This window comes from Streptomyces sp. NPDC051636, from assembly GCF_044453765.1.
Classification (GTDB): Bacteria; Actinomycetota; Actinomycetes; order Streptomycetales; family Streptomycetaceae; genus Streptomyces.
The window spans coordinates 286,035-300,127 of the sequence record NZ_JBITDA010000006.1 but is presented as its reverse complement, the minus strand read 5'-3'; the positions used below and the strand labels follow the sequence as shown (position 1 = coordinate 300,127).

At 70.9% G+C, this 14,093-nt stretch carries 15 protein-coding genes; 11 read left to right on the top strand and 4 right to left on the bottom strand.

Annotated features, from left to right (window positions below):
* Positions 1–49: 49 nt before the first annotated feature.
* The 5 genes from ACIBBH_RS14835 (at position 50) to ACIBBH_RS14815 (ending at position 5,697) form a co-directional block, all read left to right on the top strand.
* Entirely contained in the window at positions 50–1,057 is a 1,008-nt protein-coding gene (locus ACIBBH_RS14835) for an ABC transporter permease (protein WP_399404622.1), read from the top strand.
* Positions 1,054–2,145, top strand: a complete 1,092-nt coding sequence (locus ACIBBH_RS14830) for an ABC transporter ATP-binding protein (protein WP_399404621.1) — start codon at positions 1,054–1,056, stop codon at positions 2,143–2,145. The genes ACIBBH_RS14835 and ACIBBH_RS14830 overlap by 4 nt, the downstream gene beginning before the upstream one ends.
* Entirely contained in the window at positions 2,142–3,503 is a 1,362-nt protein-coding gene (locus ACIBBH_RS14825) for an ABC transporter ATP-binding protein (protein WP_399404620.1), read from the top strand. The genes ACIBBH_RS14830 and ACIBBH_RS14825 overlap by 4 nt, the downstream gene beginning before the upstream one ends.
* 98 nt (positions 3,504–3,601) lie before the next feature.
* Positions 3,602–4,993, top strand: coding sequence for a M1 family metallopeptidase (locus ACIBBH_RS14820; protein WP_399404619.1), 1,392 nt, complete (start codon positions 3,602–3,604; stop codon positions 4,991–4,993).
* Between the two features lie 47 nt (positions 4,994–5,040).
* Positions 5,041–5,697 (top strand): trimeric intracellular cation channel family protein, encoded by a 657-nt coding sequence (locus ACIBBH_RS14815; RefSeq protein ID WP_399404618.1) that lies wholly within the window; start codon positions 5,041–5,043, stop codon positions 5,695–5,697.
* Here the strand turns inward: ACIBBH_RS14815 and ACIBBH_RS14810 are convergent.
* Positions 5,606–6,841, bottom strand: coding sequence for an alpha/beta hydrolase (locus ACIBBH_RS14810; RefSeq protein ID WP_399404617.1), 1,236 nt, complete (start codon positions 6,839–6,841; stop codon positions 5,606–5,608). The genes ACIBBH_RS14815 and ACIBBH_RS14810 overlap by 92 nt on opposite strands.
* Before the next feature lie 166 nt (positions 6,842–7,007).
* On the opposite strand from ACIBBH_RS14810, the gene ACIBBH_RS14805 reads away from it, so the two are divergent.
* Positions 7,008–7,904 (top strand): thioesterase family protein, encoded by an 897-nt coding sequence (locus tag ACIBBH_RS14805; RefSeq protein WP_399404616.1) that lies wholly within the window; start codon positions 7,008–7,010, stop codon positions 7,902–7,904.
* Here the strand turns inward: ACIBBH_RS14805 and ACIBBH_RS14800 are convergent.
* Complete coding sequence (locus tag ACIBBH_RS14800) at positions 7,891–8,475, bottom strand: TIGR03086 family metal-binding protein (protein ID WP_399404615.1); 585 nt, start codon at positions 8,473–8,475, stop codon at positions 7,891–7,893. The two genes, ACIBBH_RS14805 and ACIBBH_RS14800, sit on opposite strands and share 14 nt — an antisense overlap.
* A 101-nt stretch (positions 8,476–8,576) precedes the next feature.
* Here ACIBBH_RS14800 and ACIBBH_RS14795 point away from each other — a divergent pair, with 101 nt between their 5' ends.
* Positions 8,577–9,530: a helix-turn-helix transcriptional regulator gene (locus ACIBBH_RS14795; RefSeq protein WP_399404614.1), complete on the top strand. Its 954-nt coding sequence runs from the start codon at positions 8,577–8,579 to the stop codon at positions 9,528–9,530.
* Positions 9,531–9,705: 175 nt separating this feature from the next.
* On the opposite strand, the gene ACIBBH_RS14790 is transcribed toward ACIBBH_RS14795, so the two are convergent.
* Positions 9,706–10,341: a TetR family transcriptional regulator gene (locus ACIBBH_RS14790; RefSeq protein ID WP_399404613.1), complete on the bottom strand. Its 636-nt coding sequence runs from the start codon at positions 10,339–10,341 to the stop codon at positions 9,706–9,708.
* Between the two features lie 132 nt (positions 10,342–10,473).
* Here ACIBBH_RS14790 and ACIBBH_RS14785 point away from each other — a divergent pair, with 132 nt between their 5' ends.
* The 3 genes from ACIBBH_RS14785 to ACIBBH_RS14775 all read left to right on the top strand — a co-directional run bounded on the left by ACIBBH_RS14785 (position 10,474) and on the right by ACIBBH_RS14775 (position 12,201).
* On the top strand, positions 10,474–10,641 hold the full coding sequence (locus ACIBBH_RS14785; RefSeq protein ID WP_399404612.1) for a hypothetical protein: 168 nt from the start codon (positions 10,474–10,476) through the stop codon (positions 10,639–10,641).
* 44 nt (positions 10,642–10,685) lie between these two features.
* The gene (locus ACIBBH_RS14780; protein ID WP_399404611.1) at positions 10,686–10,952 is read left to right on the top strand and encodes a DUF4190 domain-containing protein; all 267 of its coding nucleotides are present in this window, start codon (positions 10,686–10,688) and stop codon (positions 10,950–10,952) included.
* An 85-nt stretch (positions 10,953–11,037) separates the two neighbouring features.
* Positions 11,038–12,201, top strand: coding sequence for a cysteine desulfurase family protein (locus tag ACIBBH_RS14775; protein ID WP_399404610.1), 1,164 nt, complete (start codon positions 11,038–11,040; stop codon positions 12,199–12,201).
* A gap of 30 nt (positions 12,202–12,231) precedes the next feature.
* Here ACIBBH_RS14775 and ACIBBH_RS14770 read toward each other — a convergent pair whose 3' ends face one another.
* The gene (locus ACIBBH_RS14770; RefSeq protein WP_399404609.1) at positions 12,232–12,894 is read right to left on the bottom strand and encodes an N-acetylmuramoyl-L-alanine amidase; all 663 of its coding nucleotides are present in this window, start codon (positions 12,892–12,894) and stop codon (positions 12,232–12,234) included.
* Positions 12,895–12,954: 60 nt separating this feature from the next.
* On the opposite strand from ACIBBH_RS14770, the gene mnmA reads away from it, so the two are divergent.
* A complete protein-coding gene (gene mnmA / locus ACIBBH_RS14765) occupies positions 12,955–14,085 on the top strand; it encodes a tRNA 2-thiouridine(34) synthase MnmA (RefSeq protein WP_399404608.1) in 1,131 nt (376 codons plus the stop codon).
* The last annotated feature ends 8 nt before the right edge of the window (positions 14,086–14,093 follow it).

Genomic DNA, 14,093 nt, shown 5'->3' with positions numbered 1-14,093 from the left:
CATTGGTGCCCGCGGGCTCAGCCGCCCGCGGGCACCAGCGCCGGCCCCCGTGATCTCGTACATCCTCCGCCGGACGTTCGCGGCAGTGATCCTGCTGCTGGTCGTCTCCGCGGTCACCTTCGCCATCTTCTTCCTGCTGCCGCGACTCGCCGGCCAGACGGCGGACCAGCTGGCGCAGCAGTACATCGGCAAGAGCCCGTCGAAGGCGGACATCGCCGCGGTCAAGCACAACCTCGGTCTGGATCAGCCCGTTTACATCCAGTACTGGCATTTCATCAAGGGGATCGTGGCCGGTGCCACCTACGACCTCGGCCCCACCACGGTGCACTGCAACGCACCCTGCTTCGGCTACTCGTTCAAGACGCACGAGGCGGTCTGGCCGCAGCTCACCTCACGCCTTCCGGTGACCATCTCGCTGGCCCTGGGCGCCGCCGTGCTGTGGCTGCTCTCCGGCGTCACGGTCGGTGTGATCTCCGCGCTCAAGCCGCGCTCGTTCTTCGACCGCACCTTCATGGGCGTCGCACTCGCCGGTGTCTCGCTGCCCATGTTCTTCACGGGCAACCTGGCGATCCTGCTCTTCACCTACAAGTGGCCGATCTTCGGCCGCACCTACGTCCCGTTCACCGAGAACCCCGCGCAGTGGGCCAACACCCTCATTCCCGCATGGTGTTCGCTCGCCCTGCTGTACTCCGCGATCTACGCCCGGCTCACCCGCTCGGGCATGCTGGAGACGATGAACGAGGACTTCATCCGCACGGCCCGCGCCAAGGGCCTGCACGAGCGCAAGGTCGTGGTCCGGCACGGACTGCGCGCCGCGCTGACCCCGATCATCACGGTCTTCGGCATGGACCTCGGCCTGCTGCTCGGCGGTGCCGTGATCACCGAGACCGTGTTCTCGCTGCACGGCATCGGCCAGTACGCGGTGCAGGCCATCGACGACAACGACCTGCCCCCCATCCTCGGCGTCACCCTGCTCGCCGCCATCTTCGTCGTCATCGCAAATCTCCTGGTGGACCTGCTGTACGCGGCCGCCGACCCGCGGGTGAGGCTCTCGTGACCGAACTCTCCAAGACCGGCGCCGCCGTGGGCGAGCCCGCCGAGTCCAAGACGCCCGACGCGTTCCTCGAGGTCCGCGACCTCAAGGTGCACTTCCCGACCGACGACGGCCTGGTCAAGTCCGTCGACGGGCTCAGCTTCAAGCTGGAGAAGGGCAAGACCCTCTCCATCGTCGGCGAGTCCGGTTCCGGCAAGTCGGTGACCTCGCTGGCCATCATGGGCCTGCACCGGCTCGGCGCACGCGGCAAGAACGTCCGGATGTCCGGCGAGATCTGGCTGGACGGCAAGGAACTGGTCTCCGCCGCCCCGGACGAGGTGCGCAGGCTGCGCGGCCGCGAGATGGCGATGATCTTCCAGGACCCGCTGTCCGCGATGCACCCGTACTACAAGATCGGCGACCAGATCGTCGAGGCGTACCGGGTCCACCACGACGTCAGCAAGAAGGTGGCCCGCACGCGTGCCATCGAGATGCTCGACCGGGTCGGGATCCCCGAGCCCGCCAAGCGCGTCGACGGCTACCCGCACGAGTTCTCCGGCGGTATGCGCCAGCGCGCCATGATCGCCATGGCACTGGTCAACAACCCCGAGCTGCTCATCGCGGACGAGCCGACCACCGCCCTCGACGTGACCGTCCAGGCGCAGATCCTCGACCTGATCCGGGACCTGCAGAAGGAGTTCGGCTCCGCGGTCGTCCTGATCACCCACGACCTGGGTGTGGTCGCCGAGATCGCCGACGACGTCCTGGTGATGTACGGCGGCCGGTGCGTGGAGCGCGGTCCGGTGAACGAGATCTTCGAGCAGCCGCAGCACCCGTACACCTGGGGCCTGCTCGGCTCGATGCCCCGCGTCGACCGCGAGACCTCCGACCGGCTCATCCCGGTCAAGGGCCAGCCGCCGAGCCTCATCAACGTCCCCTCGGGCTGCGCCTTCCACCCGCGCTGCCCGTACGCGGACATCCCCAAGGGGAACGTCACCCGCACGGTGCGTCCGGAGCTGGAGCTGGTGAGCAGCGGGCACTGGACCGCCTGCCACCTCTCGGCGGAGGACCGTACGCGGATCTGGACCGAAGAGATTGCGCCGAAGCTGTGAGTGAGACGAAGAAGACCGGGTCCGCGGACGAGTCCGTGAGCGGCTCCGCGAGCGAGTCCGTGGGCGGCTCCGCCGACGGCGAGGTGCTGCTCAAGGTCGAGGGCCTGACCAAGCACTTCCCCATCAAGAAGGGGATCCTGCAGCGGCAGGTCGCCGCGGTGAAGGCCGTCGACGGCATCGACTTCGAGGTGCGCAAGGGCGAGACCCTGGGCGTCGTCGGCGAGTCCGGCTGCGGCAAGTCGACGATGGGCCGGGTCATCACCCGGCTGCAGGACCCGACGGGCGGATCGATCCACTTCGAGGGCCGGGACATCACGCGGCTGAGCACCGGGCGGATGCGTCCGCTGCGCCGCGACATCCAGATGATCTTCCAGGACCCGTACGGCTCCCTGAACCCCCGTCACACCATCGGCTCGATCGTCTCGGCGCCCTTCCGGCTGCAGGGCGTGGAGCCGGAGGGCGGCGTGAAGAAGGAGGTCCAGCGCCTCCTGGAGCTGGTGGGCCTCAGCCCCGAGCACTACAACCGCTATCCGCACGAGTTCTCCGGCGGTCAGCGCCAGCGCATCGGCATCGCCCGCGCGCTCGCCCTGAAGCCGAAGCTGGTGGTGGCCGACGAGCCGGTGTCCGCGCTGGACGTGTCGATCCAGGCGCAGGTCGTGAACCTGATGGACGACCTCCAGGAGGAGCTCGGCCTCACATACGTGATCATCGCGCACGACCTCTCGGTCGTCCGGCACGTCTCGGACCGCATCGCGGTGATGTACCTCGGCAAGATCGTCGAACTCGCCGACCGCACCTCACTGTACGAGGCGCCGATGCACCCGTACACCAAGGCGCTGATGTCGGCGGTGCCGGTGCCGGACCCGAGGCGGCGGGGTGCGAAGAGCGAGCGGATCCTGCTCCGCGGCGACGTCCCGTCGCCCATCGCCCCGCCTTCCGGCTGCCGCTTCCACACCCGCTGCTGGAAGGCGACGCAGATCTGCAAGACGACCGAGCCGCAGCTCGTGGAGCTGAAGCCCGGCCAGCGTGTCGCCTGCCACCACCCGGAGGACTTCGCCGACCAGGCCCCGCAGGACACGGTCCTGCTGTCGGCGGCGAAGCAGGCTTCCGAGCTGGTCCCGGACGCGCTGATCTCCGGTGGTTCGGCGGCGAAGACGCAGGCCGAGGCCGATACCGAGGCCCCCGAGGCGACCGAGGAGGCCGCCCCCGGGAAGGTCGTTGCCGATGTGCCGGTGACGACGGAGAAGACCGGGCCCGGCGCGAAGACGGGGCCCGAGGCGCCAGCGGCTGCCGCCGAGGAGAAGGCCGCCACTGCCGCGGAGTCGTCGGAATCTGCCCAGGAGTCAACCGACAAGTAACACATGACAACTGGGCAAAGTCATGTACATGCCCGAGTGGGAGAGCGCAGAGTCGTCCGTGTCCGTCTACTGACCGGCACATGCTCGAAGGGACGACCATGGCACTCTCCCGTTCGGCACGCTTAGGGGCTGTCGCAACAGCGGCGGCCTCCTTCCTCGTCATCGCGGCCTCCTCCGCCCCCACCCCGGGCGCCGGCGGCATCGGCGACACGTACTTCCCGCAGCTCGGCAATGGCGGCTTCGACGCCCGCCACTACGACCTGTCCGTGGCGTACGACCCGGGCACCGACCGCCTCGACGGCCGTACGACGCTCACCGCCCGCGCCACCCAGAACCTCTCCTCCTTCGACCTGGACCTGCAGAAGCTGGAGGTCACGCGGGTCGAAGTGAACGGCAGACGCGCCCGGTTCACGCGTGACGGCGACGAGCTGACCATCACCCCGCGCAGCCCCCTCCGCAAGGACCGGACCTTCACCGCCACCGTCACCTACGGCGGCGTACCCGAGCCCCTCGGCGGCCCCATCATCTTCGGCTCGGACTACGGCTGGATGAAGACCGACGACGGCGTCTTCGTCGCCTGCGAACCCAACGCCGCCTCCACCTGGTTCCCGTCCAGCGACCATCCCGCCGACAAGGCCACGTACGACATCCGCATCAAGGCGCCCAAGGGCCTGACCGGCGTCTCCAACGGGCGGCTGGTCTCGACGTACGACAAGGGCGGCTCGACGTACGCCCACTGGCGCGAGAACAGGCCCATGGCGACGTACCTCGCGACCGCCACCATCGGGAAGTTCGACGTGAGGACCGGGAAGACGCCCTCGGGCATCCCCGTCTACGTCGCCGTCGACCCGGTGCTGCAGAACGGCAACAGCGTCGACGTCTACGCCGTCACCGTCGCCGCCACCGACTACTGGTCGCAGGTCTTCGGGCCGTATCCCTTCGAGGAGACCGGCGCGATCGTCGACGACATGCCGGAGGCCGGGTTCTCGCTGGAGGTGCAGAGCAAGCCCGCCTACTCGGCCGTGCGCAACGAGACGACGATCGTGCACGAACTGGCCCACCAGTGGTTCGGCGACTCGGTCAGCGTGGCCCGGTGGAAGGACATCTGGCTGAACGAGGGCTTCGCCGTCTACGCCCAGTGGCTGTGGGCGGAGCACCAGGGCACCCGCTCGGCGCACGACTCCTTCCTGGCCGGCTACCACGCCCGCCCCGCCGACTCCGCCTTCTGGCAGACCAAGGTCGCCGACCCGCAGCGCGACACGATGTTCGCCTCCGCCGTCTACCAGCGCGGCGCCATGACGCTCCAGGCGCTGCGGGAGCGGATCGGCGACCCGGCCTTCTTCAAGCTGCTGCCCACCTGGACAGGACTGCACCGGTACGGCAACGCCGAGACGGCGGACTTCATCCGCCTCGCCGAGAAGGTCAGCGGGCAGCAGCTCGACGATCTCTTCCAGACCTGGCTGTTCACAACAGGGAAACCCGCGCTCTGAGCCTGCCTTTGTAAGGTTCACGGGCCGGAGCAGGTAAGAATGTAAGGGTGCTCCAGCAACTCTTCAGCCCCTCCGTCCAGCACACCCTCGATGTCGTCGGCATCTTCGTCTTCGCGATCTCCGGCGCGCTGCTGGCCGTCCGCAAGAACTTCGACGTCTTCGGCATCGCCGTCCTCGCCGAGGTCACCGCGCTGGGCGGAGGACTGTTCCGGGACCTGATGATCGGGGCGGTACCCCCGGCCGCGTTCACCGACCTGGGGTACTTCCTCACACCGCTGCTCGCCGCCCTGCTGGTCTTCTTCCTGCACCCGCAGGTGGAGCGCATCCAGGTCGCGGTCAACGTCTTCGACGCGGCCGGCCTCGGCCTGTTCTGCGTCGCCGGCACGACCAAGGCGTACGACTACGGCCTCAATCTCACCGCGTCGGCGACCCTGGGCCTGGCCACCGCCGTCGGCGGCGGTGTGCTCAGGGACGTGCTCGCCAACGAGGTGCCGTCGCTGCTGCGCTGGGACCGCGACCTGTACGCGGTCCCGGCGATCGTCGGCGCCACCATGGTGGTGCTGTGCATCCACTACGACGTGCTGAACCCCTTCACCAGCGGGCTCGCCGTCGTCACCGCCTTCGTCCTGCGCCTGCTCGCGATGCGGTTCCACTGGCGAGCGCCGCGTGCGTGGAACCGCCGCTCGACGGTGACCGAGGAGTAGGGCCGGTGGCCGCCGTCTGCGGCCGGTTCTTGCCCATCTGCAGGGTCGGCCAGCGGAAGGACGGCACCACCTGCGGCCGCCACAGCGCCATGGTGTGGCCACCGGCACTGCGCGGCAGGAACACCACGTGCACGGTCGTCGGCGCCTTGGCGATCGACTCCAGGGCCACGCCCGCCTGGTAGCCGTCCCCGGACTCGCCGGAGACGTAGAGCGCGAACCGGGGCGGCACGGCCGCCTTCCTGAGAAGCAGGTAAGGATTGTTCCGGGCGCGCAGGGCGGGGTTCTGCGCGGCGAGCGAGGTGCGTTCGCCGATCGGGTCGTTGTACCCGGACAGGCTCACGGCCGCCCGGTAGCGGTCGGGGTGCGCGACGGCCAGTTTGACCGCGCAGTGCGCGCCCGCCGAGTACCCGGCGACCGCCCAGCCGGACGGGGCGGGTTCCGCGCGGAAGTTGTCCATGACCATCTTCGGCACGTCGATGCTCAGCCAGCTGTCGGCGCTGACCGTGCCCGGGATGTTGGCGCAGCCCGTGTCCACGCCGGCCAGCAGGTTGGTGCGCGGCGCCACCAGGATGAACGGCGCCACCTGGCCGTCCTCCATCAGCGGCAGCAGTTGCTCGTGCGCCTTGAGCGTTCCGAACCAGGCCTTCGCCGACCCGGGGTAGCCGGGCAGCAGCTCCACGACCGGGAACTTGCGGTGCCGGTAGGCGGGTTCCTCGTACTGCGGGGGCAGCCAGAGGTAGACCTCGGCGTTCACGCCCGACACCCGGCCCTTGAGCTGGGTGACGCGGCCGCCGGCCGCGTGCATGCCGGGTCCGTCGGCGGTGCTGAAGGTCTGCTTCACCTTGGGCAGGCGCTTGAACGCTATGCCGCCGGTGCCGTCCCGGCCGAGATCGGCCGCCTGCTGGACGTGGTTGCCGGTGCCGAGCAGGTCGGCCCAGTCGTCGTAGAGGTTGTTGGAGTTGTTGACGAGGACGACCACGAGGGTGACGGCCGTGCCCTGGGCGAACAGCAGCATCAGGACCCGGGCCGCGACGCGCAGCGCTTTGGGCCCGCGCATCCTCGACCACAGGACGAGCGGCAGCACGAGGGCGACGACGGACAGCACCATGGTCGTGCGGAGAAACGCAGTCCCGGTGAGGCTCATGTTTCCTCATAGAGGGGGATCACGGGCTCGGGGTTACGGACGTGTCCGGACACTTACCGAGAAATTGCCGGAACCTCACCCGGGCAGGCGGGACCCTGTCCTCCCGTTCTCTCCGCGCGAAGACCAAAAGCTACCGCTTAGTAATTTCGTGTTGTACGGTTCACCCATGCCAGAAGCAGCTTCCGTTCCGTCCCCTGCTCTCGGCCTCACTGGAGCGGGGGGACCGCCATCGCGGGCCGTGATCGGCGACAGCGAGTTCGACCGCGACACCGCGGTCACCCGGCGCGAGCCCGGCGTCTACGACATCGACCTCTCCGCCGGCTGGACCATCATCAACGCCGTCAACGGCGGCTATCTGCTGGCCGTGCTGGGCCGGGCCCTCGCGGACGCGCTCCCGCATCCGGACCCGTTCACGATCTCGGCGCACTACCTGACCGCCTCCCAGCCCGGACCGGCGGTCGTCCGCACCGAGACCGTCCGCACCGGCCGCACCCTCTCCACCGGCCAGGCCTCCCTCTTCCAGTACGACGACCAGGGCGACGAGGTCGAGCGGATCCGCGTCCTCGCCTCCTACGGCGACCTCGGCTCCCTCCCCGCCGACGTCCGTACGACCGCGAGGCCGCCCGCCATCCCGCCCATGGACCAGTGCTTCGGCCCCGAGGACGGGCCGGCCCCGGTCGACGGCAGCTCCGCCATCGCCGACCGCCTGATGCTCAAGCTGGACCCGGCCACCCTGGGCTGGGCCCTCGGCGCCCCCTCCGGCAAGGGAGAGATGCGCTCCTGGTTCGGGCTGGCCGACGGCCGGGACGCCGACCCCTTCGCATTGCTGCTCGCGGTGGACGCCCTTCCGCCCACCGCCTTCGAACTCGGCATCTCCGGCTGGGTCCCGACCGTCGAACTGACCGTCCACGTACGCCACCGCCCGGCCCCGGGCCCGCTGCGGGTGGCCATCACCACCCGCAACCTGGCCGGCGGCTTCCTCGAGGAGGACGCCGAGGTCTGGGACACCGAGGACCGTCTGGTCGCCCAGTCCCGCCAGCTGGCCCGGGTCAGGCTCGGCTGAGCGGCCGGCGGCCGAGCCAGGCGGCCAGCCTCGCGTAGGCGTCGGCGTCATCGGGGGCCTCGACGACGTCGGCGAACGGGGTGTCCGCGTCGCGCCGGGGGTCCGGCAGAACGCGTTGGGCCGTGGCGAGTGCGAACTCGGCCAGTTCCGGGTCGAGTTCGTGCGGGTGGCCGAGCGCCTCGGACAGGTCCCAGGTGTGGGTCACCAGCTCCATGACATATCCGGAGAGGGCCGCCCGGCCGGGGACCTCGCCCCACGGCACGCGGACCGGAGCCGCCAGCCGCTCGTCGCTCTGCCAGGCCTTCAGGACCCGGGTGCGCACCTCGTCGTAGGCCGCCGCCCAGTCGTCCCCGACGCCCTCGGCGAACGGGTGGACCGCGAGCCCGTCGCCGCCCTCGCCGACGACCGCGATCCGCCGGGTGCCGCCGACGATGTGGCTGAGCAGGGTGCGTACGGCGAACTCGGCACACGGCGTGGGGCCGGCCAGCTGCTCGGGCCGTACGGTCTTGATGAGCGCGGCCGCCTGCTCGGTGGCGCGGGCGTAGAGGGGGCGGGGGTCGGTGGTGGTCATGACGTGCCTCTCCGTGAGTCGTTGGACTGAGCATCGCCGGATAACCTGACAGTTTCCGTCAGCATTTGCGGCGAGGCACCGCGCGCCGGGATTCTGTTCGGGTGAAGTCCGACCGCCTGCTGTCGATCCTGCTGCTCCTGCAGACCCGGGGCCGGGTCCCGGCGCATGAACTCGCCGAGCGGCTCGAGGTGTCGGTGCGCACCATCTACCGCGACATCGAGGCCCTGTCCGCATCCGGCGTCCCCGTCTATGCCGAGCGCGGCCGGCACGGCGGCATCGAGCTCCTCGCCGGGTTCCGTACGGACGTCACCGGCCTCACCGCCGACGAGTCCCGCGCCCTGTTCATCCTGGCCGCCCAGGGCGCGCACGCCGCGCTGGGCCTGGACGCTGCCCTCGGCTCGGCGCTGCGCAAGGTGATGGCGGCCCTGCCGGCGCCGTACCGGCCCGCCGCCGAGGTGACCAGCCGCCGGATCCTGGTCGACGCCACCCGCTGGAAGGGCGGACCGCAAAGGGCCGTCGACCTGGAGGTGCTGCAGGACGCCGTGTTCGCCGACCGGCGCCTGAAACTGCGCTACCGGCACAGCGGGGAGCGCGAGCCGAACACGTACACCGTGGACCCGTACGGCCTGGTCGCCAAGGCGGGCGTCTGGTACCTGGTCGCCGACCGGCGGGGCGGGCCGCGGCTCTTTCGCGCCGACCGGATCCAGTCCGCCCGGATGCTGGACGACCCCGTGCGGCGCCGTCCCGGCGTGGAACTCGCCGACGTCTGGGAGGTGTTGCGCCGCCAGATCGAGGAGTCACCGGGCGGCCTGGAGGTGACCGTACGGGTCCGCAGGGAGCGCCTGGACATGTTCCTGCGCATCACGGCCTCGTCGCTGGCCGAACTCCCCGACGACGGCGAGGGCGAGTGGGTGACCGCCCGGCTGTCGTACCCGTTCGTCCGCGCGACCCGCCAACTCCTCGCGTTCTCCGACGGGGTGGAGGTCCTCTCACCGCCCGAGGTACGCGCCGAACTGCTGGCCGCGGCCCGTTCTGTCACGGACCTGTACCGGTGAGTAGGCGGAGCTGTCAGCGGCCCTCCGGCAAGCCGAGCTGGGGTGCGTCCGGGCAGGGAGAGCAGGCTCAGCAGGGCTGACGGAAGGAGCCGGCGGAAGGAGCCGGCAGCGGGATTCGTACGCCAGGGCGGCGCGCTCGGGCCGGCAGGCGCGCGCCGCTCTCGTGTGCCCGGGCTCAGTCCAGCCAGTGGTGGCGGCCGATGCTGATCAGCCGCATCTGGCGGGTCGCGACCTGGGTGACGTGCTCCCGCGCCTCCTCGGAGGCGTCCGGTGTCTCCATGGCCTCCAGGAAGAGGGAGGCCGTGATGAGCATCTGGTCGACGTAGAGGTGGGCGAGCATCAGCAGGTCGTCGTCGTTCCACCCCTCCGACTCCGGATCCGTGGCCAGTTCGGCCTTCACCTCCTCCGCGAACCGGGTCAGCTGGGCGCGGATCGCCTCCCGCACCGGCTGGACCCCGCCATGCCGCTCACGGGCGATGAAACGGACGTGGGCGGGGTAGGCGTCGACATGGTGGGCGATCAATCGGATGGCCCGCGCGATGCGTTCGTCGCTGTCGCCCGCCGAGGACACCGTCGTCCGCACCATCGGGTGCAGGCTGCCCAGCGCCTCGTCGACCAGGGCCACGCCGAGGTCCGCCGTGGAGCGGAAGTGCCGGTAGAAGGCGGTCGGGGCGACGCCGACGGCGCGGGTGACCTCGCGCAGGCCCAGGCTGCTCAGGCTTTGCTGCTCCAGCAGCCCCAACGCCGCGTCCAGGAGCGCCTGCCGGGTCTTCTGCTTCTGGGCCTGCCGGATCCCGAGGGTGTGACTCATGTCATCCAGTTAACAACTGTTCTCTGGAATTGAAAAGCCGTAAGGAGCGCTAGACTTGGAAGTCAGTGAACAAGTGTAACTTCAACCGTTTACCGAAAGTTCACGCGAGCACCCCGGAGGGGGATCCATCCCATGCTGTTCATCGTCGCCGCTCTCCTGCTGCTCGGCGTCGTCCTGGGCACCGTGGCCCACGCGTCGCTGACCTTCACGGTCATCGCCGCCGCGGTCATCGCCACCTGGCTCGGCATCTTCGCGCTGCGCGAGCGCCACGGCCGCCGGCGCGGCACGTCCACCAACTGACGGCGCACCCACCCACCCATCCGTTCCGTCGGGAGCTGACCCTCATGCAACTCACCGCACCGGCGACCCGCCGTACCGGTACCCGTGACGCCGACGGCATGGCCGTCGCGTCCTTCATCCTGGGCCTCCTCGGCCTGCTCGTCCTGAACCTGTTCCTCGGCCCCATCGCCATCGCCCTGGCCGGCGCGGCCCTTTGGCGCGGCACCGCCCGCCGCGGCCGGGCCCTGCTCGGCATGACCCTGGGCGTCGCCGACCTGCTGGTCCTGGTGGCGTTCATGCAGGCCGACAACACCGTCTCCTGGAGCTTCTAGGGGCCCGGCGAGCCGTGGCACACGTGGGAAGCGGCCGGGACGAGCCGCGACCACGTACATCGGGCCCCGTAGAATCGGGCTCACCATGGCTTACCTCGACCACGCCGCGACCACCCCGATGCTCCCGGAGGCGGCAGAGGCACTGACCGCCCAGCTGAGCATCACCGGCAACGCGTCCTCCCTGCACGCCTCCGGCCGCCAGGCCCGGCGGACGGTCGAGGAATCCCGCGAGACCCTCGCGGACGCGCTGGGCGCCCGCCCCAGCGAGGTGGTCTTCACCTCCGGCGGCACCGAGGCCGACAACCTCGCCGTCAAGGGCCTGTACTGGGCCCGCCGCGACGCCGACCCGGCCCGCACCCGCGTCCTGGCCAGCCCCGTCGAACACCACGCCGTCCTGGACGCCGTCCACTGGCTCGGCGAACACGAGGGCGCCACCGTCGAGTACCTCCCGGTCGACTCCTACGGCCGCGTCCACCCCGAGGCCCTGCGCGAGGCCATCGCCCGCGACCCCGACGACGTGGCCCTGGCCACCGTCATGTGGGCGAACAACGAGATCGGCACGGTCCTCCCGGTCCGTGAACTGGCAGACGCCGCAGGCGAGTTCGGGATTCCCCTGCACGCCGACGCCGTCCAGGCCTTCGGACAGGTCCCCGTCGACTTCGCCGCCTCCGGACTCGCCGCCATGACCGTCTCCGGCCACAAGATCGGCGGCCCGTACGGCATCGGCGCCCTGATCCTCGGCCGCGAGTACACCCCCGTACCCGTCCTGCACGGCGGCGGCCAGGAGCGCCACGTCCGCTCCGGCACCCTCGACGTCCCGGCCGTCGCCTCCTTCGCGGTGGCCGGCCGGCTCGCCGCCGAGCAGCGCGAGTGGTTCGCCCGCGAGATCGGCGCCCTGCGCGACGCCCTGATCACGGCGGTCCGTACGGCGGTCCCGGACGCGATCCTCGGCGGCGACCCGGTGAACCGCCTCCCGGCCAACGCGCACTTCACCTTCCCCGGCTGCGAGGGCGACTCCCTTCTCCTCCTCCTGGACGCCCAGGGCATCGAGTGCTCCACCGGCTCCGCCTGCACCGCCGGCGTCGCCCAGCCCAGCCACGTCCTCCTCGCCATCGGCACCGACCCCGACCTGGCCCGCGGCACCCTCCGCTTCTCCCTCGGCCACACCTCCACCGAGGCGGACGTCGAGGCGGTCGCGAAGGCGATCGGCCCCGCGGTGGAACGGGCGCGGGCCGCGGGCCTGACCTGACCGACGGCCGGCTTGAGGGCGTGATCTACGTCATATGTGCTGCCGTACGAGCCCCAGGTACCGGTCCCAGTCCCAGTACCGCCCCGGATCCGTGTGATCCGTCCCCGGCACCTCCACGTGCCCGATGACGTGCTCCCGGTCGACCGGTATGCCGTAGCGCCCGCATACCGCGGACGTCAGCCGCGCCGAGGCCGCGTACATCGCGTCCGTGAAGGAGGACGCGTGCTCGACGAAACCCTCGTGCTCGATGCCGACGCTCCGCTCGTTGTACTCCCGGTTGCCCGCGTGGAAGGCCACGTCCAGCTCGCGGATCAGCTGGGTGACCCGCCCGTCCTTGCGCACGATGTAGTGCGCCGCCGCCTCGTGCGCCGGATCCTGGAAGGCCTTCACCGCGCTCGCGTAGTCGCCCTGCGTGACATGGATGACGACCCGGTCCACGGAATAGTCGTCCGGCCGGTCCGCCCGCCGGTAGTTCGCCGGGGACGCCGCCACCCAGCGCGCACCCCGGAAGTCCACCGCGCCCGCCACCCGCGACTTCTCCACCCCCGGCAGCCGCCACCACAGATGGGACAGCTCCTCCCGGGCCAGCGCGGCCGTGCCCACGGCAGCCGCCACCCCGCCGACGAGCAGGGCCCGCCGCCCCAGCCGCCGGTCCGAGTCGCCGCGGGCCGCCCCCGCCTGTGTCGTCCCCATGCGATCGTCAACGGATACGCGCGGGCTCCGGTTCCCGCGCCCCCGTACCCTGGAAGGGCTATGACTGACACCCCGCAGCGCACCCGCCCCCTCCGCGTCCTCGCCGCCATGTCGGGCGGCGTGGACTCCGCCGTCGCCGCCGCCCGCGCGGCCGAGGCGGGCCACGACGTGACCGGCGTCCACCTCGCGCTCTCCGCGAACCCGCAGTCCTTCCGCACCGGCGCGCGGGGCTGCTGCACCATCGAGGACTCGCGCGACGCCCGCCGCGCCGCCGACGTCATCGGTATCCCGTTCTACGTCTGGGACCTCGCCGACCGCTTCCGCGAGGACGTGGTCGAGGACTTCGTCGCCGAGTACGAGGCCGGCCGCACCCCGAACCCGTGCCTGCGCTGCAACGAGAAGATCAAGTTCGCCGCCCTGCTGGACAAGGCGCTGGCCCTCGGCTTCGACGCGGTCTGCACCGGCCACTACGCCAAGGTGATCGTGAACGAGGACGGTACACGCGAGCTGCACCGCGCCTCCGACATGGCGAAGGACCAGTCGTACGTCCTCGGCGTGCTGGACGACCGGCAGCTGGCCCACGCGATGTTCCCGCTCGGCGACACGGTCACCACCAAGGACGAGATCCGCGCGGAGGCCGAGCGCCGGGGCCTGGCCGTCGCCAAGAAGCCCGACTCGCACGACATCTGCTTCATCGCCGACGGCGACACCCAGGGCTTCCTGGCGAAGCGGCTGGGCAAGGCCGAGGGCGACATCGTCGACGAGTCCGGCGCGAAGCTCGGCACGCACGAGGGGGCGTACGGCTTCACCATCGGCCAGCGCAAGGGGCTAAGGATCGGCACCCCCGCCCCCGACGGCAAGCCGCGCTACGTGCTCGACATCTCCCCGGTGACCAACACGGTGACGGTCGGCCCGGCCGACGCCCTGGACGTGACGGGGCTGACGGCGATCAAGCCGCGCTGGTGCGGGGCGGCCCCCGCCGGCCCCGGCACCTACACCGCCCAGCTCCGCGCTCACGGCGGCGAGACCGAGGTCACCGCCGAACTGGTCGACAGTTCCCTTCAGGTCCGGTTCGCGAAGCCGGTGCGCGGCGTGGCCCCCGGTCAGGCGATCGTCCTGTACGACGGCACACGCGTGGTGGGCTCGGCCACGATCGCGTCCACGGTGCGGGCGACGGCCGGGGCGGCCTGAGCGCCCGC